Source organism: Streptomyces sp. NPDC048002, from assembly GCF_040653275.1.
In the GTDB taxonomy this organism is placed as follows: Bacteria; Actinomycetota; Actinomycetes; order Streptomycetales; family Streptomycetaceae; genus Streptomyces.
In genome coordinates this window covers 89907-108273 of record NZ_JBEZNL010000006.1, presented here as the reverse complement: position 1 = coordinate 108273, position 18367 = coordinate 89907, and the positions used below count along the sequence as shown (strand labels likewise).

17 protein-coding genes are annotated in these 18367 nt (G+C 71.3%); 11 read left to right on the top strand and 6 right to left on the bottom strand.

Annotated features, from left to right (window positions below):
- The first annotated feature begins 2 nt into the window (after positions 1-2).
- The 3 genes from AB0E07_RS11045 (at position 3) to AB0E07_RS11035 (ending at position 2960) form a co-directional block, all read left to right on the top strand.
- Positions 3-1349, top strand: a complete 1347-nt coding sequence (locus AB0E07_RS11045) for a nicotinate phosphoribosyltransferase (RefSeq protein WP_362248515.1) — start codon at positions 3-5, stop codon at positions 1347-1349.
- 101 nt (positions 1350-1450) lie between these two features.
- Positions 1451-2041 carry an isochorismatase family protein gene (locus AB0E07_RS11040; RefSeq protein ID WP_362248512.1) on the top strand — a complete coding sequence of 197 codons (591 nt, stop codon included), beginning with the start codon at positions 1451-1453 and terminating at the stop codon, positions 2039-2041.
- Between the two features lie 44 nt (positions 2042-2085).
- Positions 2086-2960 (top strand): IS5 family transposase gene (locus AB0E07_RS11035; protein ID WP_362248509.1). Its coding sequence is split into 2 segments (ribosomal slippage): positions 2086-2473 and positions 2473-2960, totalling 876 coding nucleotides; the frame shifts between segments, so codons are not numbered across the junction.
- A 41-nt stretch (positions 2961-3001) separates the two neighbouring features.
- Here the strand turns inward: AB0E07_RS11035 and AB0E07_RS11030 are convergent.
- Together AB0E07_RS11030 and AB0E07_RS11025 are read right to left on the bottom strand one after the other, a co-directional pair.
- On the bottom strand, positions 3002-3349 hold the full coding sequence (locus tag AB0E07_RS11030; RefSeq protein WP_362248506.1) for a hypothetical protein: 348 nt from the start codon (positions 3347-3349) through the stop codon (positions 3002-3004).
- A gap of 121 nt (positions 3350-3470) precedes the next feature.
- A complete protein-coding gene (locus tag AB0E07_RS11025) occupies positions 3471-5825 on the bottom strand; it encodes an immune inhibitor A domain-containing protein (protein WP_362248503.1) in 2355 nt (784 codons plus the stop codon).
- 398 nt (positions 5826-6223) lie between these two features.
- Here AB0E07_RS11025 and AB0E07_RS11020 point away from each other — a divergent pair, with 398 nt between their 5' ends.
- Positions 6224-6502, top strand: coding sequence for a hypothetical protein (locus AB0E07_RS11020; RefSeq protein WP_362248500.1), 279 nt, complete (start codon positions 6224-6226; stop codon positions 6500-6502).
- Positions 6503-6589: 87 nt separating this feature from the next.
- On the opposite strand, the gene AB0E07_RS11015 is transcribed toward AB0E07_RS11020, so the two are convergent.
- Both AB0E07_RS11015 and AB0E07_RS11010 read right to left on the bottom strand, forming a co-directional pair.
- On the bottom strand, positions 6590-7264 hold the full coding sequence (locus AB0E07_RS11015; protein WP_362248497.1) for an RDD family protein: 675 nt from the start codon (positions 7262-7264) through the stop codon (positions 6590-6592).
- A 95-nt stretch (positions 7265-7359) separates the two neighbouring features.
- A complete protein-coding gene (locus tag AB0E07_RS11010) occupies positions 7360-9186 on the bottom strand; it encodes an RDD family protein (protein WP_362248494.1) in 1827 nt (608 codons plus the stop codon).
- A gap of 272 nt (positions 9187-9458) precedes the next feature.
- Between AB0E07_RS11010 and AB0E07_RS11005 the strand changes: the two genes are divergently transcribed.
- Positions 9459-9935, top strand: coding sequence for an SsgA family sporulation/cell division regulator (locus AB0E07_RS11005; RefSeq protein WP_362248491.1), 477 nt, complete (start codon positions 9459-9461; stop codon positions 9933-9935).
- Between the two features lie 25 nt (positions 9936-9960).
- On the opposite strand, the gene AB0E07_RS11000 is transcribed toward AB0E07_RS11005, so the two are convergent.
- A complete protein-coding gene (locus AB0E07_RS11000) occupies positions 9961-11349 on the bottom strand; it encodes an FAD-linked oxidase C-terminal domain-containing protein (protein WP_362248488.1) in 1389 nt (462 codons plus the stop codon).
- 98 nt (positions 11350-11447) lie between these two features.
- Between AB0E07_RS11000 and AB0E07_RS10995 the strand changes: the two genes are divergently transcribed.
- Complete coding sequence (locus AB0E07_RS10995; RefSeq protein ID WP_362248485.1) at positions 11448-12866, top strand: tetratricopeptide repeat protein; 1419 nt, start codon at positions 11448-11450, stop codon at positions 12864-12866.
- Here AB0E07_RS10995 and hppD read toward each other — a convergent pair whose 3' ends face one another.
- Positions 12867-14012: a 4-hydroxyphenylpyruvate dioxygenase gene (hppD, locus tag AB0E07_RS10990; RefSeq protein WP_362248482.1), complete on the bottom strand. Its 1146-nt coding sequence runs from the start codon at positions 14010-14012 to the stop codon at positions 12867-12869. It lies immediately after the preceding gene.
- A gap of 123 nt (positions 14013-14135) precedes the next feature.
- Between hppD and AB0E07_RS10985 the strand changes: the two genes are divergently transcribed.
- From AB0E07_RS10985 to AB0E07_RS10965, 5 genes are read left to right on the top strand one after another with little or no spacing between them, the layout of a single operon-like run.
- Complete coding sequence (locus AB0E07_RS10985) at positions 14136-14615, top strand: Lrp/AsnC family transcriptional regulator (protein WP_362248480.1); 480 nt, start codon at positions 14136-14138, stop codon at positions 14613-14615.
- Between the two features lie 33 nt (positions 14616-14648).
- Positions 14649-15296 (top strand): ABC transporter permease, encoded by a 648-nt coding sequence (locus tag AB0E07_RS10980; RefSeq protein ID WP_362248477.1) that lies wholly within the window; start codon positions 14649-14651, stop codon positions 15294-15296.
- Positions 15289-16527 carry a betaine/proline/choline family ABC transporter ATP-binding protein gene (locus tag AB0E07_RS10975; RefSeq protein ID WP_362248474.1) on the top strand — a complete coding sequence of 413 codons (1239 nt, stop codon included), beginning with the start codon at positions 15289-15291 and terminating at the stop codon, positions 16525-16527. The genes AB0E07_RS10980 and AB0E07_RS10975 overlap by 8 nt, the downstream gene beginning before the upstream one ends.
- A complete protein-coding gene (locus AB0E07_RS10970) occupies positions 16524-17387 on the top strand; it encodes an ABC transporter permease (protein WP_362248470.1) in 864 nt (287 codons plus the stop codon). The genes AB0E07_RS10975 and AB0E07_RS10970 overlap by 4 nt, the downstream gene beginning before the upstream one ends.
- Complete coding sequence (locus AB0E07_RS10965) at positions 17384-18349, top strand: glycine betaine ABC transporter substrate-binding protein (RefSeq protein ID WP_362248467.1); 966 nt, start codon at positions 17384-17386, stop codon at positions 18347-18349. Before AB0E07_RS10970 ends, AB0E07_RS10965 begins: the two co-directional genes overlap by 4 nt.
- Positions 18350-18367: the final 18 nt, after the last annotated feature.

Here is an 18367-nt window from a genome sequence, read left to right as displayed (position 1 = left end):
CCATGAACACAGCGGACCTTGGGCTGCCGGTGGACGTTCCCTCTACGGCGCTCTTCACGGACCAGTACGAGCTGACCATGCTCCGGGCGGCTCTGAAGGCGGGCACGGCCGAACGGCGGAGCGTCTTCGAGGTCTTCACCCGACGGCTGCCGAACGGCCGCCGCTACGGCGTGGTGGCGGGCACCGGCCGGGTGCTGGACGCCGTGGAGAACTTCCGCTTCGACGCGGACGTCATCGCCTTCCTGCGCGAGCGTGCCGTCGTCGACGAGGAGACCCTCCAGTGGCTCGCCGACTACCGCTTCGGCGGTGACATCTGGGGCTACCCCGAGGGCGAGGTGTACTTCCCCGGTTCGCCGATCATGCGGGTGGAGGGCTCCTTCGCCGAGTGCGTGCTGCTGGAGACGGTGATCCTCTCGATCCTCAACCACGACTCGGCCATCGCCGCCGCGGCCTCCCGGATGTCCTCGGCGGCCGGGGAGCGGCCGCTGATCGAGATGGGCGCCCGCCGCACCCACGAACTGGCCGCGGTCGCCGCCGCGCGCGCCGCGTACATCGGCGGCTTCGCCACCACCTCCGACCTCGCGGCCGGCTTCCGCTACGGCATCCCGACCGTCGGCACCTCCGCGCACGCCTTCACCCTGCTGCACGACCGCGAGCGGGACGCCTTCCAGGCCCAGGTCGACTCGCTCGGCCGGGGCACCACCCTGCTGGTGGACACCTACGACGTGACCGAGGCGGTCCGTACGGCGGTGGAGGTCGCCGGGCCCGAGCTGGGCGCGGTCCGCATCGACTCCGGTGACCTGCTGCTCGTCGCGCACCGGGTGCGGCAGCAGCTGGACGAGCTGGGCGCCCGGGACACGAAGATCGTCGTGACCTCCGACCTCGACGAGTACGCCATCGCCTCGCTGGCCGCCGCCCCGGTGGACGCGTACGGGGTCGGCACCCAGCTGGTGACCGGCTCGGGGCACCCGACGTGCTCGATGGTCTACAAGCTGGTCGCCCGCGCCGAGTCCGCCGACCCGGCGGCGCCGCTGGTGCCGGTGGCGAAGAAGTCCTCGGGCGGCAAGACCTCCGTGGGGGGCCGCAAGTGGGCGGCGCGCCGGCTGGACCCGTACGGCGTGGCGGAGGCCGAGGTGGTCGGCACCGGGGAGGTCCCCGGCGAGCTGGCCGACCGGCAGCTGCTGGTGGAGCTGGTCAAGGGCGGCGAGGTGGTGGCCCGTGAGCCGCTGGACGTCGTACGGGACCGGCACGCGGCCGCCCGGGCGGGGCTGCCGCTGTCCGCGACCCAGCTGTCGCGCGGGGAACCCGTCCTTCCGACGGAGTACCTCACGGGGCGCTCGGGTAGCTAAAGCTGGTGCGCCCTCCCGTAGTGCCCTCGCAGTCCCTAGGCTCGTAAGTTCACTCTCCCCCGGGTTTCGGAAGAGCCGGGGCCCATCGAAGGACGTCCACCATGCGCCGCGCCTTGATCGTCGTTGACGTGCAGAACGACTTCTGCGAGGGGGGCAGCCTCGCGGTGGCCGGCGGCGCGGATGTCGCCGCCGCCATCACCGAGCTGGTCGGGCAGGCCGCCGGTACCGGCTACCAGCACGTGGTCGCCACCCGTGACCACCACATCGCACCCGGCGGTCACTTCGCCGACAATCCCGACTACGTCCACTCCTGGCCCGCGCACTGCGTCGCGGGCACGGAGGGGGTCGGCTTCCACCCGAACTTCGCCCCGGCGGTCGCCTCCGGCGCGATCGACGCCGTCTTCGACAAGGGCGCGTACTCCGCGGCGTACAGCGGCTTCGAGGGGGTCGACGAGAACGGCGCGACCCTGGCCGACTGGCTGCGGGCCAGGGAGGTCACCGAGGTGGACGTGGTCGGCATCGCCACCGACCACTGCGTACGGGCCACGGCCGTGGACGCGGCCCGGGAGGGCTTCCGTACGCATGTCCTGCTCGACCTGACAGCGGGGGTCGCCGAGGAGACCACCGAGCGGGCGCTGGAGGAGATGCGCACGGCCGGCATCGAACTCACCGGCAAGCCCGTCGTCGCCTAGGGTCTGTTGCGAAAGTGGATCTTGTTCGGTGATGATCACGTCCTGTGGGACGTGGGGATCTGACGAACGGCCAGTGGGCCCGGCTTGAGCCTCTGCTGCCGACGGGCATCAAGCCGGGTCGGCCGCAGGTGTGGACGCGGCGGCAACTGATAGACGGCATACGGTGGCGGACCCGGACCGGTGCTCCGTGGCGGGACGTGCCCGAACGTTATGGGCCGTGGGACCGGGTCTATGACCTGTTCCGGCGCTGGCAGCGCGATGGCACCTGGGCGCGGATCCTCACGCAGCTCCAGGCCGAGGCGGACGCGAAGGGCCTGATCACCTGGGAGGTCAACGTCGACTCCACCGTCTGCCGGGCCCACCAGCACGCCGCCGGGGCGGCGAAAAAGGGGAGCTCCAGAAGGAGCCGCCCGGCGGAATCTTCGTCGAGCCGGCCGACCACGGCCTCGGACGCTCCCGCGGCGGACTGACCAGCAAGATCCACCTCGCGGTCGAGCAGGGGCAGAAGCCCTTGTCGATAGTGATCACGGCCGGGCAGCGGGGCGACTCCCCGCAGTTCGAGCCGGTCCTGGAAGCCATCCGAGTGCCGAGGCTGGGGCTCGGCAGGCCCCGCAGACGTCCGGACCGGGTCCGGGCCGACAAGGCGTACGACTCCCGCAGCAACCGCTCCTACCTGCGCAGACGCGGGATCAAAGCCACCATCCCGGTTCCGGCCGACCGGGTCCGCAACCGCCTCAAGCGCGGCTCGCGCGGCGGACGGCCGCCGAAGTTCGACAAGGACGACTACAAGCAGCGGCACGCGGTCGAATGCGGGATCAACCGGCTCAAGCGCCATCGGGCCGTGGCCACTCGGTACGACAAACTCGCCGTCCGCTACGAAGCGACCGTGCTGGTCGCAGCCATCAACGAGTGGCTGTGACCAGCACTTTCGCAACAGGCCCTAGGCCGTTTCGGCGAACCCTAGGCGGGAGCCGTCGGGCGTCTGAGCAGGGATCTGATCGGGCGCCACAGCTCCTGCGCGGGCTGCGGGCAGGCCGCCGCGACAGCGTTGTCCGGTGTCGTGCGCCATATGAGGCCGTCGGGATGGTGCAGGACCGCGGTGATCTCGTCCGGGGTGGGCGGTGCCGCGTTGCCCCGGAGGTAGACCGCGCGCAGCCCGAGGTTCCGGAGCCTGGTCAGGGCCCGGGCCCGGTTGCGGGCATGGACGAGGACCCGGACCGAGCCGATGCCGTCCACGGTCGGTTCGGGCAGGTTAAGCGCCACCACCACGCTGCCGGTCGGCAGCTTGCAGAAGCCTCCTGCGGCCATGCGGTCACACCCCCGTGTGCGTCGGTGTCAATAAGAGAGTCACAGGACGCACCTAAACACGGATCGGCGGCAACCCGCCAGGGTTTGCCGCCGATACGCTTCTGACCTGCGAATATGTCGTTTACTTGCCCGCGGGGCCGACCTCGACCGAGATCGTGGAGCCGTTCTTGGCCTCCTTGACGATCTTGATCTTGGTGTTGGTGTCAGTGATCTTGACACCGGCCAGCGGGGTCGCCGCGTCGTAGTAGGTGCTGGTGCGGTCGTTGAAGACCGGCACACCCTTCGACCCCTTGATCCGGGTCTTGACGTCCGCGTTGTGCAGCGTGATGCCGTCGGTGCCGTAGAGGCTGAACGGCGAGTCGTACGCCTGGATCCGGCTGCGCATCGGCGTGCCGTCGGCCCACTTCAGCGCCTTGTAGTGGGAGTCGACCGGCAGGATCAGACCGGTGCCCGGGTGCTGGCTGGTGTTGTTGTCCGCCTGGGAGGTGTCCCACTTCCAGATCAACAGACCGTTCTGGTACGGGTAGTGCTCCACCCAGCTCGGACGGGTCGTGGAGAAGCCGAAGTTGTACGGGCCGACCTTGAGGGTCTTGTCGTACGAGACGTACTGGCGGTTCTCCGCGATGTAGTACTGGGCGTAGTCCTTGGTGAAGGAACCACCCATGCGCTGGAAGCCGTTGGCCGTCCAGGCGGCGTCCGCGGTCTCGGCGTTGTCGGTGAACAGCGCCGTGCCGTCCGCGGTGACCGAGATGCGGTCGGCCGCGAAGCCCTTCTCGGCCACGCCGCCGTCGGTGGCGTAGCGGAAGCGCAGGTCGATCTTCTGGCCGGCGTAGGCGTCCAGCGGGAAGTTCAGCTTCTTGTAGGTCTCGGAGAAGCCGTCGAGCGCGGGCTTGTCGCTGCCGTCCCGGGAGATCGGCGAGCCGTCGGCGGTGCCGTCCAGGGCGGTCCAGTTGGCGCCGCCGTCGGTGGACACCTCGGTGTAGAGGTAGTCGTAGCCCGCCTCGATGGCCCACCAGCCGTCGAGGGTCAGCGCCGCCGAGGACTTGCCGGTGAGGTCCACCGAACGGGTCAGCGTGTTCTTGAGGTTGTCGCCGCTGCCGCTCCACCACTGCTGGGTGCCCTCGGCCGGGGCGACGATCTCGGTGGTGACCGCCTTCTTGGGCAGTTCGACGACGAGCGCCTGCTTGTTCTTGGTGTTGTACTCGGCGACGCCCAGCTTGTGCTTGGACTTGGTCGCGGCCTTGGCCGTGGCGAAGTCGAGCCAGCCCAGCTGGAGCTTGTCCCAGGCGGTCATGTCGCCGGGGAGGTCACCGATGGCCTCCTTGCCGGTGCCGAGCCAGGAACCGGAGGACATCAGGGTCCAGAAGCCGGTGGAGTTCTCACCGCCGCCGGAGGTGTCGTAGTGGTCCGGCAGACCGAGGTCGTGGCCGTACTCGTGGGCGAAGACGCCGAGTCCGCCGTTCTCCGGCTGGACCGTGTAGTCGCCGACCCAGATGCCGGTGGAGCCGATCTGCGCGCCGCCCAGCCGGTTGTCGTCCGGGCCGGTGGCGCCGGCGTCGGTGCCGAAGGCGTACCAGCGGTGCGCCCAGATGGCGTCCTCGCCCTGCGCGCCGCCGCCGGCGGACTCGTCCTCACCGGCGTGCACGACCTGGAAGTGGTCGATGTAGCCGTCGGACTCGTTGAAGTCGCCGTCGCCGTCGAAGTCGTAGCGGTCCCACTGGTCGAACTGCTTGACGTCGGCCGCGATCTGGGCGTCGGTCCGGCCGGCCGCCTTCTGCTGCGCGACCCAGGCCGTCACACCGTCGCTGACGATGTTCCAGACGCTCGTGCAGTTGGTCTGGCCGCAGGCGTTGTTGCCGTAACGGGCCTCGTTGTAGGGGACCTTGACCCAGTCGGAGACCTCGCCCTCGATGGAGTAGCGGCCCGAGGACTGCTTCTCGTAGTACTTCTTCATCGACTCGGCGCGCTTGCCGGTGCCGAAGTAGAGGTCCTCGAAGTGCTTCTGGTTGTAGTCCGCCTGCCAGGCCGTGCTGTTGTCCTGCGCACGGTCCGGCTCGGCTATCTGGTTGTGCAGCGGGCCGGGCGTGCCGCCGAACTCGGGCTTGGTCTGGTCCCCGAACTCGACCAGGATCGTGAAGATCTTGTCGGTCTTCTCGCGGCCCAGCTCGACGTACTTGCTGTCGCCCTTCTTGCTCTTGAGCTCGACGACCTGGGAGCCGCCGCGCTCCTTCACCTGGGCCTTGCCGGATATGACCTGCTTCAGCGCCTCTTCGCGCTGGGCCTCCTGGGTCCGGCTCAGCGGACCGTCGAGGTCGTGCTCCTGTTCCTGGTGCACCGGCGCCGGGTCCTGCCGGTCGATGCCGCTCGCGGCCGTGTCGTCGGCCTGAGCCATGGTGAACGTCGAGAACGTGGCGGTGGCCGCCGCGAAGGCGACAGCCGTCGCGGCCGCTCTGAACGTCCAAGATCTGCTGGTCACTTGAGATCCTCCCCCGCGTTCTGGCGCGCGCGACGGGGGGTCCTGGTCATGGAGATTCGCGCACGCGTGATCAACGCGTGTAGTCAAGTGACGACATTTGACTAGAGGTTCAGGAGAAAAGACAGACCTTGACTTGAACAGGTCAACTGCACTATGCGGAGTCGAGATCCGCTTTACGGACACCCGCGGACCGCTCGACGGGCGCGCGACCCCGTCCACGTGGTGGACGTCATGACTCCGTGCGCCCCCCGTGCACCGGTACTGTTGGTTAGGTCACGCTTACTGTTCGTTCCGCTCGGGCATGCACGCGGTTAGAGTCAGCTGGCGGAACGCCCGGAAGTTGGCGGAATGCCAGGCCCACACCCCCGTGTACCCCCGATTCCGAGGACACGATTCACATGCCTCGTCCGACCGCCGCACAGCTCGCCTACGGTTCGTGCACCGTGCTCTTCTCGACCCTTGCCATGCTGCTGCTGTCACAGACGAGTTCGGCCGTGGGGATCTCGCTCGTCGCCTTCGCCGCACTCGCCCTCGGCCTGCTGGTCGCGCTGGCCGTACCCACCCCCAAGGCCCGCGTGATCGCCTTCCGCAAGCCGGCCCAGGCCCACACGTCGGCACCCGGGCCGGCCCCGGTCGCCGTGGCGCCGGAGCCGGTGCGCGAACGCGCGGCGTCCTAGCACCAGGGCGTGTTGGGAAAGTCCCGTCGTTCGCCCGAAGGGCGGGGCAGGCGGGACTTTCGCAACACGCCCTCGGCGTGCTCGGGCTCAGCGGGTGCTGACCACGACCGTCTTGGCCGCCTTGTCGTGCAGGCCCTGCTTGTAGGGCTTGTCGAAGTAGCTCCAGCCGCCGCAGATCGCGGTCCAGACGCAGGCGCAGCAGAACGCGAACGGGATCCACAGCACCAACGAGCGGACCAGCGCGGTCTGCACGGAGGGCGTGGAGCCGTTGTCGAGGTTGGCCACCCGCATGCCCAGCCACTTCTTGCCGAGCGTCTGGCCGGACCTGGAGATCATCACGGTGTCGTAGCCGACGTAGAGCAGGGCCGCGATCAGGGACTGGCCGAAGGACTTGCCGTAGTCCATGTCGTCGGCGTTCACGTCCAGTTCGTTGACCCGGAACACCAGGGTGAGCAGCCACACCACGACGGCCACCATCACCATGTCGATGATCCGGGCCAGGGTGCGCCTGCCGCTCTCGGCGAGCGGCGGCATGCCGGCCAGCGGATCGGCCGGGTATCCGCCGCCGCCGTAGGGGTCACCGCCCTGCGGACCACCGCCGTAGGGACCACCGCCCCCGTAGGGGCCGCCCTGGTACGGAGGCGGCTGACCGCCGTAGGGCGAGCCGCCGCCCGCACCGGAGTCGCCGGACGGGGGCTGCTTCCTGAACGGGTCGTCTTCCGGCGGCTGGCCACCGGAGCCGGGGGGCGGTTCGCTGCTCATGGCCCGAGTCGACCGCGAACCCTCCCTCCGCGCATCCGGCGAGGGGCCGTCCGGGCTACGGGATCACCCGGACCCCGCGCCGGCGGCTCACCGGGTCATCCCGTGACGAACGTATGGGCCGCCTTGTCGTGCCAGCACTGGCGCCACGGCTTGTCGAACAGGCACCACAGGACTCCGACGACTCCGATCACCAGCAGCCCGGGGACGCTGTACACGAGCCAGCGGCGCAGCGCCCCGCCGAAGGTCGGCGGCTCGTGCGCCTCGATGTCCCGCACCTCCAGGCCGAACAGCCGCTTGCCCAGGGTGCGGCCCCACTTGGCGGTGGGCAGCGCCTCGTAGAGCGCGCCGAAGACCAGCAGGACGGCCAGCACGATGCCGAGGTACACCGACGTCGTGCCGTCCAGCAGCCACACCGTGACGGTCTCGCCGGACGCCTTCGCCGCGTCGATCTTCGCGTCGACGTGGTCGATCGCCCGGGTGCCGAGCGGCACGGCGGCCGCGGCGGTGACGCCGAGGAGCACCACGGTGTCCAGCAGACGGGCGGCGAACCGCTTGCCGAGGGAGGCGGGGCGGGCGGCCGCCTGGCGTCGGGCCGCCGCCTGGAAGACGTCCTCGACCGGGGGCTTCCAGGGCGCGACGGGCTGGTCGTCGTCGGAGGCTCCGGCGAGCCGGTGCACCTGCTGGGCCCAGGAGGGCTGTCCGCCGCCGACTCCGGTGGTCACCGGGGCGGAGCCGGGCGGGCCGTCCCCCGCACCGGCCGCCGGAGCGGGCTGCGCGGGCGCCTGGGAGACCGGCTGCGGGCCGGACTGCTGGGGAACGGAAGGGGCGGCCTGCGGGCCGGAGAGGCCCGTGGGGGCGGCGGCCTGCGCCCGCTCGGCGGCGGCCTTGCCGGCGGCGAAGCCGGGCCCCTGCGGGGCGGCTGCCGCGGCGGCGCCGGCGTGAGCGGCGGGCGCGTGGCCCGCCGGGCCCTGCGCGAGCGGGCCCTGGGCCCCGTGACCCACCGGGCCCTGCGGGGAGGGGACCTGGCCCACGGGGCCCTGGGCGGCCGGTGCCTGGGCAGTCGGGCCCTGGCCCGACGGGCCTTGCGAGGCCGGGCCCTGTGCCGCCGGGGCCGGGGCGCCGGCTCCCTGCGCCGGGGGGCCGAAGTTCGTCGGAGCCGGGCCGAAGCCCTGGGCCGGACCACCGGCGGCGGACGCCCCTGGCCCGGTACCCGCACCCGCGCCCGCGCCCGCACCACCCGATGCCGAGGGAGCCGGCCCGAAGCCCGCCGCACCCGCACCACCGGCCCCCGCGGACGCGGAACCCCCCGACGGGGCGGCCGTGCGCCCCTGTTGTGCTCCGGGCGCGTCGTCCTGGGCGCCCGTGCGCGGGGACAGCGCACGGAAGGTCATGGTGCCCTCGTCGCCCGCGGGGCGGGAGGCGTCCACCGCGGCGGGACCGGGCGTAGGCCGCCGGAAGACGAAGGTGTTGCCGCCGGCCTGCGCCGCGTCGGCGGGCGGGATGGTCGCCGTGCCCTCCGTCCCGGTCGTCGCGCCCTCGGCCGGGGCCGGGGTGCGCGGGTCGGGCGTACCCCAGGAGACCCGGCGGTCCGGGTCGCCGCCGAAGCCGGACTGGCGGGCCCGGTCGGCGCCCCACGCCGAGGCGGGCTCGGGACGGCTGCCGTGCTGGGAACGGCCCGGCTCGGACCCGGGCGGGCCGACCGGGTCCTCGTCGAAGAAGTGCGGGCCCGTCTCCTCGACCGGCGCCGGAGCGGGCGCGCCGGACGGCGGGCTGAGCGGTTCACCGCCCGCCGGCGCCGGACGGCTGGTGCCCGGTACCCACGAGGCACCGTTCCAGTACCGGACATATCCAGGAATGGACGGGTCCGGGTAATACCCTTCGCGGGGCCTGTCGTCGCCGGGGGCCGGGGTTGGGGCGCTCATGTCCGTCGTCCCGTATCTGCTCGGGGGTCATTTGGGGGGCTCCACATCTATCAGACGCGGGCAACCCCCACCGCCAGTCCCGCGGTACCCGCCCCTTTCCGGGCAAGCTCGCGCACCGCGGCCACAGGCCCGGAAGGAAGTGTGGAAAAACTTTCGCGAACCCGCGTAATGCCACGGGCCGAACCCGCTCTCCACTCGTACGGGCCCGCTTCGGGATCCGTACCAGAGCCAGACGAGAGCCATGAACGTCGTGAGAGAGGACACCGGACGTCATGTACCCCACCGTGGTTGAGCGGGAGCTGGAGCTGAAGCTCGTCCTGTCGCCCGAGCGCAGCATCCCCGTGCCCGCCCTGCTGAGCTACACCAGCGACGACCCCTTCGCCGTGCACATCACCTTCCACATCGGCTCCGACCACCCCGTCAACTGGACCTTCGCCCGCGAACTGCTGGTGGAGGGGGTGTTCCGGCCGTGCGGCCACGGTGACGTGCGGGTCTGGCCGACGAAGGTCGAGGGCCGCAGCGTCGTGCTGATGGCGCTGAGTTCGCCGGACGGCGACGCCCTGCTGGAGGCCCCGGCGGCGCAGGTGTCGGCGTGGCTGGAGCGGACCCTGCGGGTGGTCCCCCCGGGCTCTGAGGCCGAGCAGCTCGGTATCGACGACGGCCTCGCCGAGCTGCTCGCCCCCACCCCGGCCGACGACCTGTGGCTGGGCGACCCGTGGCCGGGCGACGAGTCCAAGGACGGTGAGTGACGGCCGCCCGGCGCGGCCCGGGGGGTCAGAACAGCTTGCCCGGGTTGAGGATGCCGAGGGGGTCGAAGACCTGCTTGACGGCCCGCTGCATCTCCAGGCCCACGGGGCCGATCTCGCGGGCCAGCCACTCCTTCTTCAGGACGCCGACGCCGTGCTCGCCGGTGATGGTCCCGCCGAGTTCCAGGCCGAGCGCCATGATCTCGTCGAAGGACTCGCGGGCGCGCCGGGACTCGTCGGCGTCCTGGGCGTCGAAACAGACGGTGGGGTGGGTGTTGCCGTCCCCGGCGTGCGCCACGACCCCGATGGTCAGCCGGTACTTCTCGGCGATCCGCTCGACGCCGTCGAGCATGTCGCCGAGCCGGGAGCGCGGCACGCACACGTCGTCGATCATCGTCACCCCGCGCACCGCCTCCAGCGCGGTCAGGGACAGCCGCCGCGCCTGGAGCAGCAGTTCGGACTCCGCGGTGTCCTCGGCGGGGACCACCTGGGTGGCGCCGGCCGCCTCGCAGAGCGCGCCCACCGCGGCGAGGTCGGGTCCGGGGTCGGGGGTGTCGAAGGCGGCGAGGAGCAGCGCCTCGGTGGACTCCGGCAGCCCCATGTGCGCGAGGTCGTTGACGGCCTTGACGGTCGTGCGGTCCATCAGTTCGAGGAGGGACGGGACGTGCCCGCCCGCCATGATCCGGCAGACCGCGTCGCAGGCGGCGGCCGCGGACGAGAACTCCGCCGCCAGCACCAGTTGCCGGGGCGGGCGGGGCCGCAGTGCCAGGACCGCCCGTACGACGACGCCGAGGGAGCCCTCGGAGCCGACGAACAGCCGGGTCAGGTCGTATCCCGCGACGCCCTTCGCGGTGCGCCGGCCGGTGCTCATGAGCCGTCCGTCGGCGAGGACGACGTCGAGGCCGAGCACGTACTCGGCGGTCACCCCGTACTTCACGCAGCACAGTCCGCCCGAGGCCGTGCCGATGTTGCCGCCGATCGTGCACTGCTCCCAGCTGGAGGGGTCCGGCGGGTAGTACAGGCCGTGTTCGTCGACGGCGCGGGACAGGGCCGCGTTGACCACGCCCGGCTCCACCACGGCGATCCGGTCGACCGGGCTGATCTCCAGGATCCTGTCCATCCGGGTCAGCGACAGGACGATGCAGCCGTCGGTGGCGTTGGCGCCGCCGGACAGTCCGGTGCGGGCGCCCTGCGGGACGACCGGCACGCGCAGCTCGGTGGCGGTGCGCATGACGTGCTGCACCTGTTCGACGGTGCGGGGCAGGACCACCACGGCGGGGGCGCCGGCCGGGCAGAAGCCGGCCATGTCGTTGGCGTAGGAGGCCGTGACGTCGGGATCGGTGAGCACGGCCTCGGCGGGCAGACCGGCGAGCAGCCGGTCGGTCACATCGGCGTGCGGCACTTGGCTGTGGCTCATGATCACAGCGTCGCACCGGGGGCCATCGGTGTGAACCCCGCAAGCGGGGGGCTTTCGGTGCGGGAACGGGGTCGCCGTGCTGACGCACAGTGAGCGCCATGGAGAAGCAACAGCAGGAGCGGCGCCGGCGGCCGAGCCGACGGGTGCTGGCCGGTTCGGTCGTGGGGTGTGCCGTGCTCGGGGGCGTGCTGACGCTGCTGCCGTGGGGGCAGCGGACGGGCCCCGCCGCTCCGGCGCCGGGGGCGCAGGCGCTGGCCGCGGTGACCACGGGGGTGCCGGCCGCGCTGCCCGATCTGGCGGTGCTCATCGAGGAGCGCGAGAGCCATCTGCGGGAGCATCCCGAGGACGCCGAGTCCTGGGCGGTGCTGGGGTCGGCCTATGTGGAGCAGGGGCGGCGCACCGCGGACGCGGGGTACTACCCGCGGGCGGAGCGGGCCCTGCGCAGGTCGTTGCAGGAGCGCGCCGGGGGCAACGTGGAGGCGCTGGGCGGGCTGTCCGCGCTGGCCGGCGCCCGCCGGGACTTCCCCGCCGCGCGGAAGTGGGGCGAGGCCGCGCTGAAGGCGGCGCCGAAGCGGTGGACGACGTACCCGCCGCTGATCGACGCCTACACCGGGCTCGGCGACCACCAGGCGGCGAAGAAGGCGCTGGACCGGCTGCTGGAGCTGCGCACCGGACCCGCGGTGCTGGCGCGCGCGGGCGGTGTGTACCGGGACCACGGCTGGCGGGAGGACGCGGCGGCCTCCCTCTCCGACGCGGCTGCGGGCGCCGAGACCCCGGCCGAGCGGGCGGCGTACCTGGAGCGGGGCGGGCAACTGGCCTTCGAGCGCGGCGACCGGAAGGCGGCACTGCGCCACTTCCAGGAGGCGGTGCGGCTCGACCCGGACCAGCGGGCCGCGCTCGCCGGACAGGGCCGGGCACTGGCGTCGCTGGGCCGTACGACGGAGGCGCTGAACGCCTACCGGGTCGCCCTGGCCAAGCAGCCGCTCCCCCAGTACGCGCTGGAACTGGGCGAGCTGTACGAGTCGCTCGGGCTCGGGCAGGCCGCCCGGGTGCAGTACGACACCCTGCGCGACCAGGTGCGGCGGGCCGCGGCGGGCGGGGTGGACGGGGAGCTGGTGCTGGGCCAGTTCGAGGCGGACCACGGTGACCCGGAGTCGGCGGTGCGGCGGTTGCGGGCCGAGTGGCGGCGGCAGCCGGGGATCGCGGTGGCGGACGCGCTCGGGTGGGCGCTGCACCGGGCCGGGCGGGACCGGGAGGCGTTGGGGTTCGCGAGGATCGCCACGGACGGGACGAAGGGCGGCGGGGTGCGCAGCGCGCTGTACACGTACCACCGCGGGATGATCGAGCGTGACCTGGAGCTGACCGGTTCCGCCCGCCGTCATCTTCAGGAGGCGCTGCGGATCAATCCGTGGTTCTCCACGCTGCACGCCCCGCGGGCCCGCCAGGCCCTCGTGGGACTCGGCGAACCCGCGGACGTGCCGCTGCCCGGGGAAGAGGGCGCGGACGGCGAGGGCTAGTCAGAGGTTGCCGCGCTTGGCCTGCTCGCGCTCGATCGCCTCGAACAGGGCCTTGAAGTTGCCCTTGCCGAAGCCCATGGAGCCGTGGCGTTCGATCAGCTCGAAGAAGACCGTCGGGCGGTCCTGGACCGGCTTGGTGAAGATCTGGAGCAGGTAGCCGTCCTCGTCGCGGTCGGCGAGGATCTTCAGCTCGCGGAGGGTGTCCACCGGGACGCGGGTGTCGCCGACCCACTCGCCGAGGGTGTCGTAGTAGGAGTCCGGGGTGTCGAGGAACTGGACTCCGGCCGCGCGCATGGTGCGGACGGTGGCGACGATGTCGTTGGTGTTCAGCGCGATGTGCTGGACGCCGGCGCCGCCGTAGAACTCCAGGTACTCGTCGATCTGGGACTTCTTCTTGGCGACGGCGGGCTCGTTGATCGGGAACTTGACCTTGAGCGTGCCGTCGGCGACCACCTTCGACATCAGCGCGCTGTACTCGGTGGCGATGTCGTCGCCCACGAACTCCTTCATGTTCGTGAAGCCCATGACCTTGTTGTAGAAGCCGACCCACTCGTTCATGCGGCCGAGTTCCACGTTGCCGACGCAGTGGTCGACCGCCTGGAAGGTGCGCTGGGAGGGCGGCTCGACCATCGGGTTCGCGGTGACGTAACCGGGCAGGTACGGGCCGTCGTAGCCGGTGCGCTCGACGAGGGTGTGGCGGGTCTCGCCGTAGGTGGCGATGGCCGCGAGGACGACGGTGCCGTGCTCGTCCTTCAGCTCGTACGGCTCGGCGACCGAGCGGGCGCCGTGCTCGATCGCGTAGGCGTACGCGGCGCGGGCGTCCGGGACCTCGATGGCGAGGTCGACGACGCCGTCGCCGTGCTCGGCCACGTGCCGGTGGAGGAAGTGGCCCCACTCGGTGGCGGGCTTGATCACCGAGGTGAGGACGAACCGGGCGGAGCCGTTCTCCAGGACGTACGAGGCGGTCTCGCGGGTGCCGTTCTCCGGTCCGGAGTAGGCGACCAGCTTCATGCCGAAGGCGGTGGAGTAGTAGTGCGCCGCCTGCTTGGCGTTGCCCACGGCGAAGACGACCGCGTCCATTCCCTTGACCGGGAAGGGGTCGGCCTGCCGCGCGGTGTCGGGGGTGTGGTCTGTGGTCTGCGTCATAGCGGCAGCCTGGCCGCGCCCCGCAAGGTGCGCAATAGTTCGCGTATTCGCTGGGCATTGTGCACAGCGACGGGCCCGGCTCTGCGGGCTTTCTGTACAGGATGACCAGTGCCGGGAGGCCCTGTGGCGATCGATCGTCTGGACGGCCGCATCATCGTGCTGCTCGCGCGCGAGCCGAGGATCGGGGTGCTGGAGATGTCCCGGCGGCTGGGGGTGGCCCGCGGGACCGTGCAGGCGCGGCTGGACCGGCTTCAGTCGAACGGAGTCATCCGGGGTTTTGGTCCGCAGGTGGAACCGGCGGCGCTCGGCTACCCGGTCACCGCCTTCGCCACGCTCCAGATCCGGCAGGGCCAAGGGCCGGACGTACGGGCCCACTTGGCGACGGTTCCGGAGGTGCTGGAGCTGCACACGACGACCGGCAGCGGGGACATGCTGTGCCGGCTCGTGGCCCGCTCGAACGCCGATCTGCAACGGGTCATCGACCGGGTTGTCGGTTTTGATGGGATTGTCCGGGCCTCGACCGCGATCGTGATGGAGAACCCCGTTCCGCTGCGGATCATCCCGCTGGTGGAGCAGGCGGCGGAGGACCGGGAGAGGAGCTGACGGGCACGGCCGACCGACGGGTGGTGTGAGCGAGTGAATTTCTGGGAGTACCTGAGCACCACCCACCAGCAGTTGCTCGCGGACGCGTACCAGCACGCGAGCGCGGTGTTCCAGTGCATGGTCGTCGCGACCCTGCTGGGCGTGCTGATCGGTGTCGTCACCTACCGCAGCGAGTGGGCCGGGAACCTCGCGACCACGACCACCTCGACCCTGCTGACCATCCCCTCGCTCGCCATGATCGGTCTGCTCATCCCGATCGTGGGCCTGGGCGTCCCGCCCACGGTGATCGCGCTGACCCTGTACGGGCTGCTGCCGATCGTGCGGAACTGCATCGTCGGGCTGCGCGGAGTCGATCCGACCCTGGTCGACGCGGCCACCGGCATCGGCATGTCCCGCCCGATGCGGCTGCTGCGGATCGAGCTGCCGCTGGCCTGGCCGCCGATCCTGACCGGTATCCGGGTCTCGACGCAGATGCTGATGGGCATCGCGGCCATCGCCGCCTACGCCTCCGGGCCCGGTCTCGGCAACGAGATCTTCCGCGGGATCGCCTCCCTGGGCAGCAAGAACGCCCTCAACCAGGTGCTCGCGGGCACGCTCGGGATCATCGTGCTGGCCCTGCTGTTCGACGCCGCGTACGTCCTGCTGGGACGCCTGACCATTCCGAGGGGGATCCGTGTCTGAGTCCGGTGCGTCCGGCGCCTCGATCGAGCTGGAGAGCCTCACCAAGCGGTACCCGGGCAACCCCAGCCCGGCCGTCGACAACGTCTCGATGGAGATCCAGGCGGGCGAGACGGTCATCTTCGTCGGCCCGTCCGGCTGCGGGAAGTCCACGACGCTCAAGATGATCAACCGGCTGATCGAGCCGACCGGCGGCCGGATCCGCATCAACGGCGAGGACGTCACCGACATCGACCCGGTGAAGCTGCGCCGCAAGGTCGGCTACGCGATCCAGTCGGCCGGTCTCTTCCCGCACATGACGGTCGCGCAGAACATCGGGCTGGTGCCGAAGATGATCGGCTGGTCCAAGGCGCGGATCAGGAACCGGGTGGAGGAGCTGCTGGACCTGGTGGGACTGGACCCCGGCGAGTTCCACGGCCGCTATCCGCGCCAGCTCTCCGGCGGCCAGCAGCAGCGGGTCGGGGTGGCGAGGGCGCTGGCCGCCGATCCGCCGGTGCTGCTGATGGACGAGCCGTTCGGCGCGGTCGACCCGATCACCCGCGACCACCTCCAGGACGAACTGATCCGGCTCCAGCACGAACTGCACAAGACGATCGTCTTCGTCACCCACGACTTCGACGAGGCGATCAAGCTGGGCGACCGGATCGCCGTGCTGCGCGAGCGCTCGCACATCGCCCAGTTCGACACCCCGGAGGCGATCCTCACCAATCCGGCCGACGACTTCGTCTCCGGGTTCGTCGGGGCCGGGGCCGCGCTGAAGCGGCTGAACCTGACCCGGGTGCGGGACGTGGAGATCACCGACTATCCGACGGTGACCGTGGACGACCCGCTCCAGGAGATCTTCAACCTGCTCCGCTCCAGCGGCACCAACGAGATCCTGCTGCTCGACAAGCGCCGCCGCCCCTACAAGTGGCTGCGCCGCGGCGACCTGATGCGGGCCAAGGGCTCCCTGGCCAGGGCGGGCACGCTGGTGCACGACACGGTGACCCGGGACGCCACCCTGCGCGACGCACTGGAGGCGGTCCTCACCGACAACGCGGGCCGGGTCGCGGTCACCGGGCGGCGCGGCGAGTACGAGGGCGTCGTGGACATGGAGACGCTGATGAACTCCGTGCACGAACTGCTGGAGGCGGACCGACTGGAGGCGATGGAGCACCAGCACGAGCTGGAGCACGCCCGCGCCGAGCGGACCCACGCCGAGCAGGAGGGCGACGGAGGGGAGGCGAAGGCGTGACGAGCCCCGCGCAGTCCCCCGAGCACCGGCGCCCCGAGGGCGAACACGAGGTCAAGGGGCTCGCCTTCCGCGACGAGGGCGAGGCCGAGCAGGAGGCTCCCCCGCCCCCGGCGGTCGCCTCCCGCCGGGTGACCTGGCAGAAACTGACCTTCCTGCCCTCGGTCCTGGTGGTGCTGCTGCTGGTGACCTGGCTGTGGTTCCAGCAGGCCGACCTGGACCCGATCTCGGAGAACGCGCTGTCGAACGGCGTGGTCTCCGAGGCGCTGTGGCAGCACATCGAACTGACCGTGATCTCGACCTTCTTCGTCCTGATCATCGCGATCCCGCTGGGCATCCTGCTGACCCGCAAGGCGTTCCGCAAGGCCACCCCGATCGCGATGACCATCGCCAACATGGGGCAGGCGACCCCGGCGATCGGCCTGCTCGCGCTGCTGGTGATCTGGCTGGGCACCGGGATGAAGGCGGCCCTGATCGGCATCACCCTCTACGCCATCCTGCCCGTGCTGTCGAACACCATCGCGGGCCTGAAGGCGAACGATCCGAGCCTGCTGGAGGCGGCGCGGGGCATCGGGATGTCCGCCACGGGCGTGCTCTCCCGGGTCGAACTGCCGCTGGCGGTCCCGCTGATCCTCGCGGGCGTCCGTACGGCACTGGTCCTGAACGTCGGTACGGCGACCCTGGCGACCTTCGGCGGGGGCGGCGGCCTGGGCGTGCTGATCACCACGGGGATCACCACCCAGCGCATGCCGGTGCTGATGCTCGGCGCGATCCTCACGGTGTCGCTGGCGCTGCTGGTGGACTGGCTGGCATCCCTGGCCGAACTGCTGCTGCGGCCGCGGGGCCTGGAGGTGGGGACATGAGACGCCGTACCTGTGCGGCGCTGGCCGCCGTCCTGGTGGCGGCCTCCGGCTGCGGTCTGACCAGCGGATCGCCGATGGTCGACGACGTGGTGCCCGGCACGATCGGCCGGGGACAGCCGCTCAAGGGGGCCGAACTGACCGTGACCTCCAAGGAGTTCACCGAGCAGCTCATCCTCGGCGCGATCATGGGCATCGCCTTCGAGGCGGCGGGCGCCGAGGTACTCGACCGCACCGGCATCCAGGGGTCGATCGGGGCGCGCGAGGCGGTGAAGTCCGGGGACGCGGACGGGATGTACGAGTACACGGGCACCGCCTGGATCACGTACCAGGGCAACAGCGAGCCCATCGACGACCCGCGCGAGCAGTGGGAGGCGGTGCGCGACGCCGACCTGGAGGACGGGCTGACCTGGCTGGAGCCCTCCGCCCTGAACAACACCTACGCGCTGGCGATGAACCAGGAGAACTTCGAGAAGTACGGCACCGAGAACCTCTCCGACGTCGCCGAGCTGGCCGCGAGCGACCCGGGCGCGGTGACGGTGTGCGTGGAGGCCGAGTTCGCCAACCGGGCGGACGGGCTGCCGGGCATGGAGAAGGCGTACGGGATGGACCTCCCGGCCAAGAACATCACGCAGATGGACACCGGGATCATCTACACCGAGGCGGCGAAGGGGAGCTGCACCTTCGGGGAGGTCTTCACCACCGACGGGCGGATCAAGTCGATGAACCTGGCCGTCATGGACGACGACAAGAAGTTCTTCCCCAACTACAACGCGGCGCCCGAGATCAACACCGACACGCTGAAGGAGTGGCCGGCCATCGCGGAGGTGCTGGCGCCGGTGACGGCGCGGCTGAACAACACGGTCGCCCAGGAGCTGAACGCCAAGGTGGACGTCGAGGGCCAGGACCCGCACGAGGTGGCGCTGGACTGGATGCTGGAGGAGGGCTTCGTCAAGGAGGGGTGAGCAGCCCGCCGGGCGGGC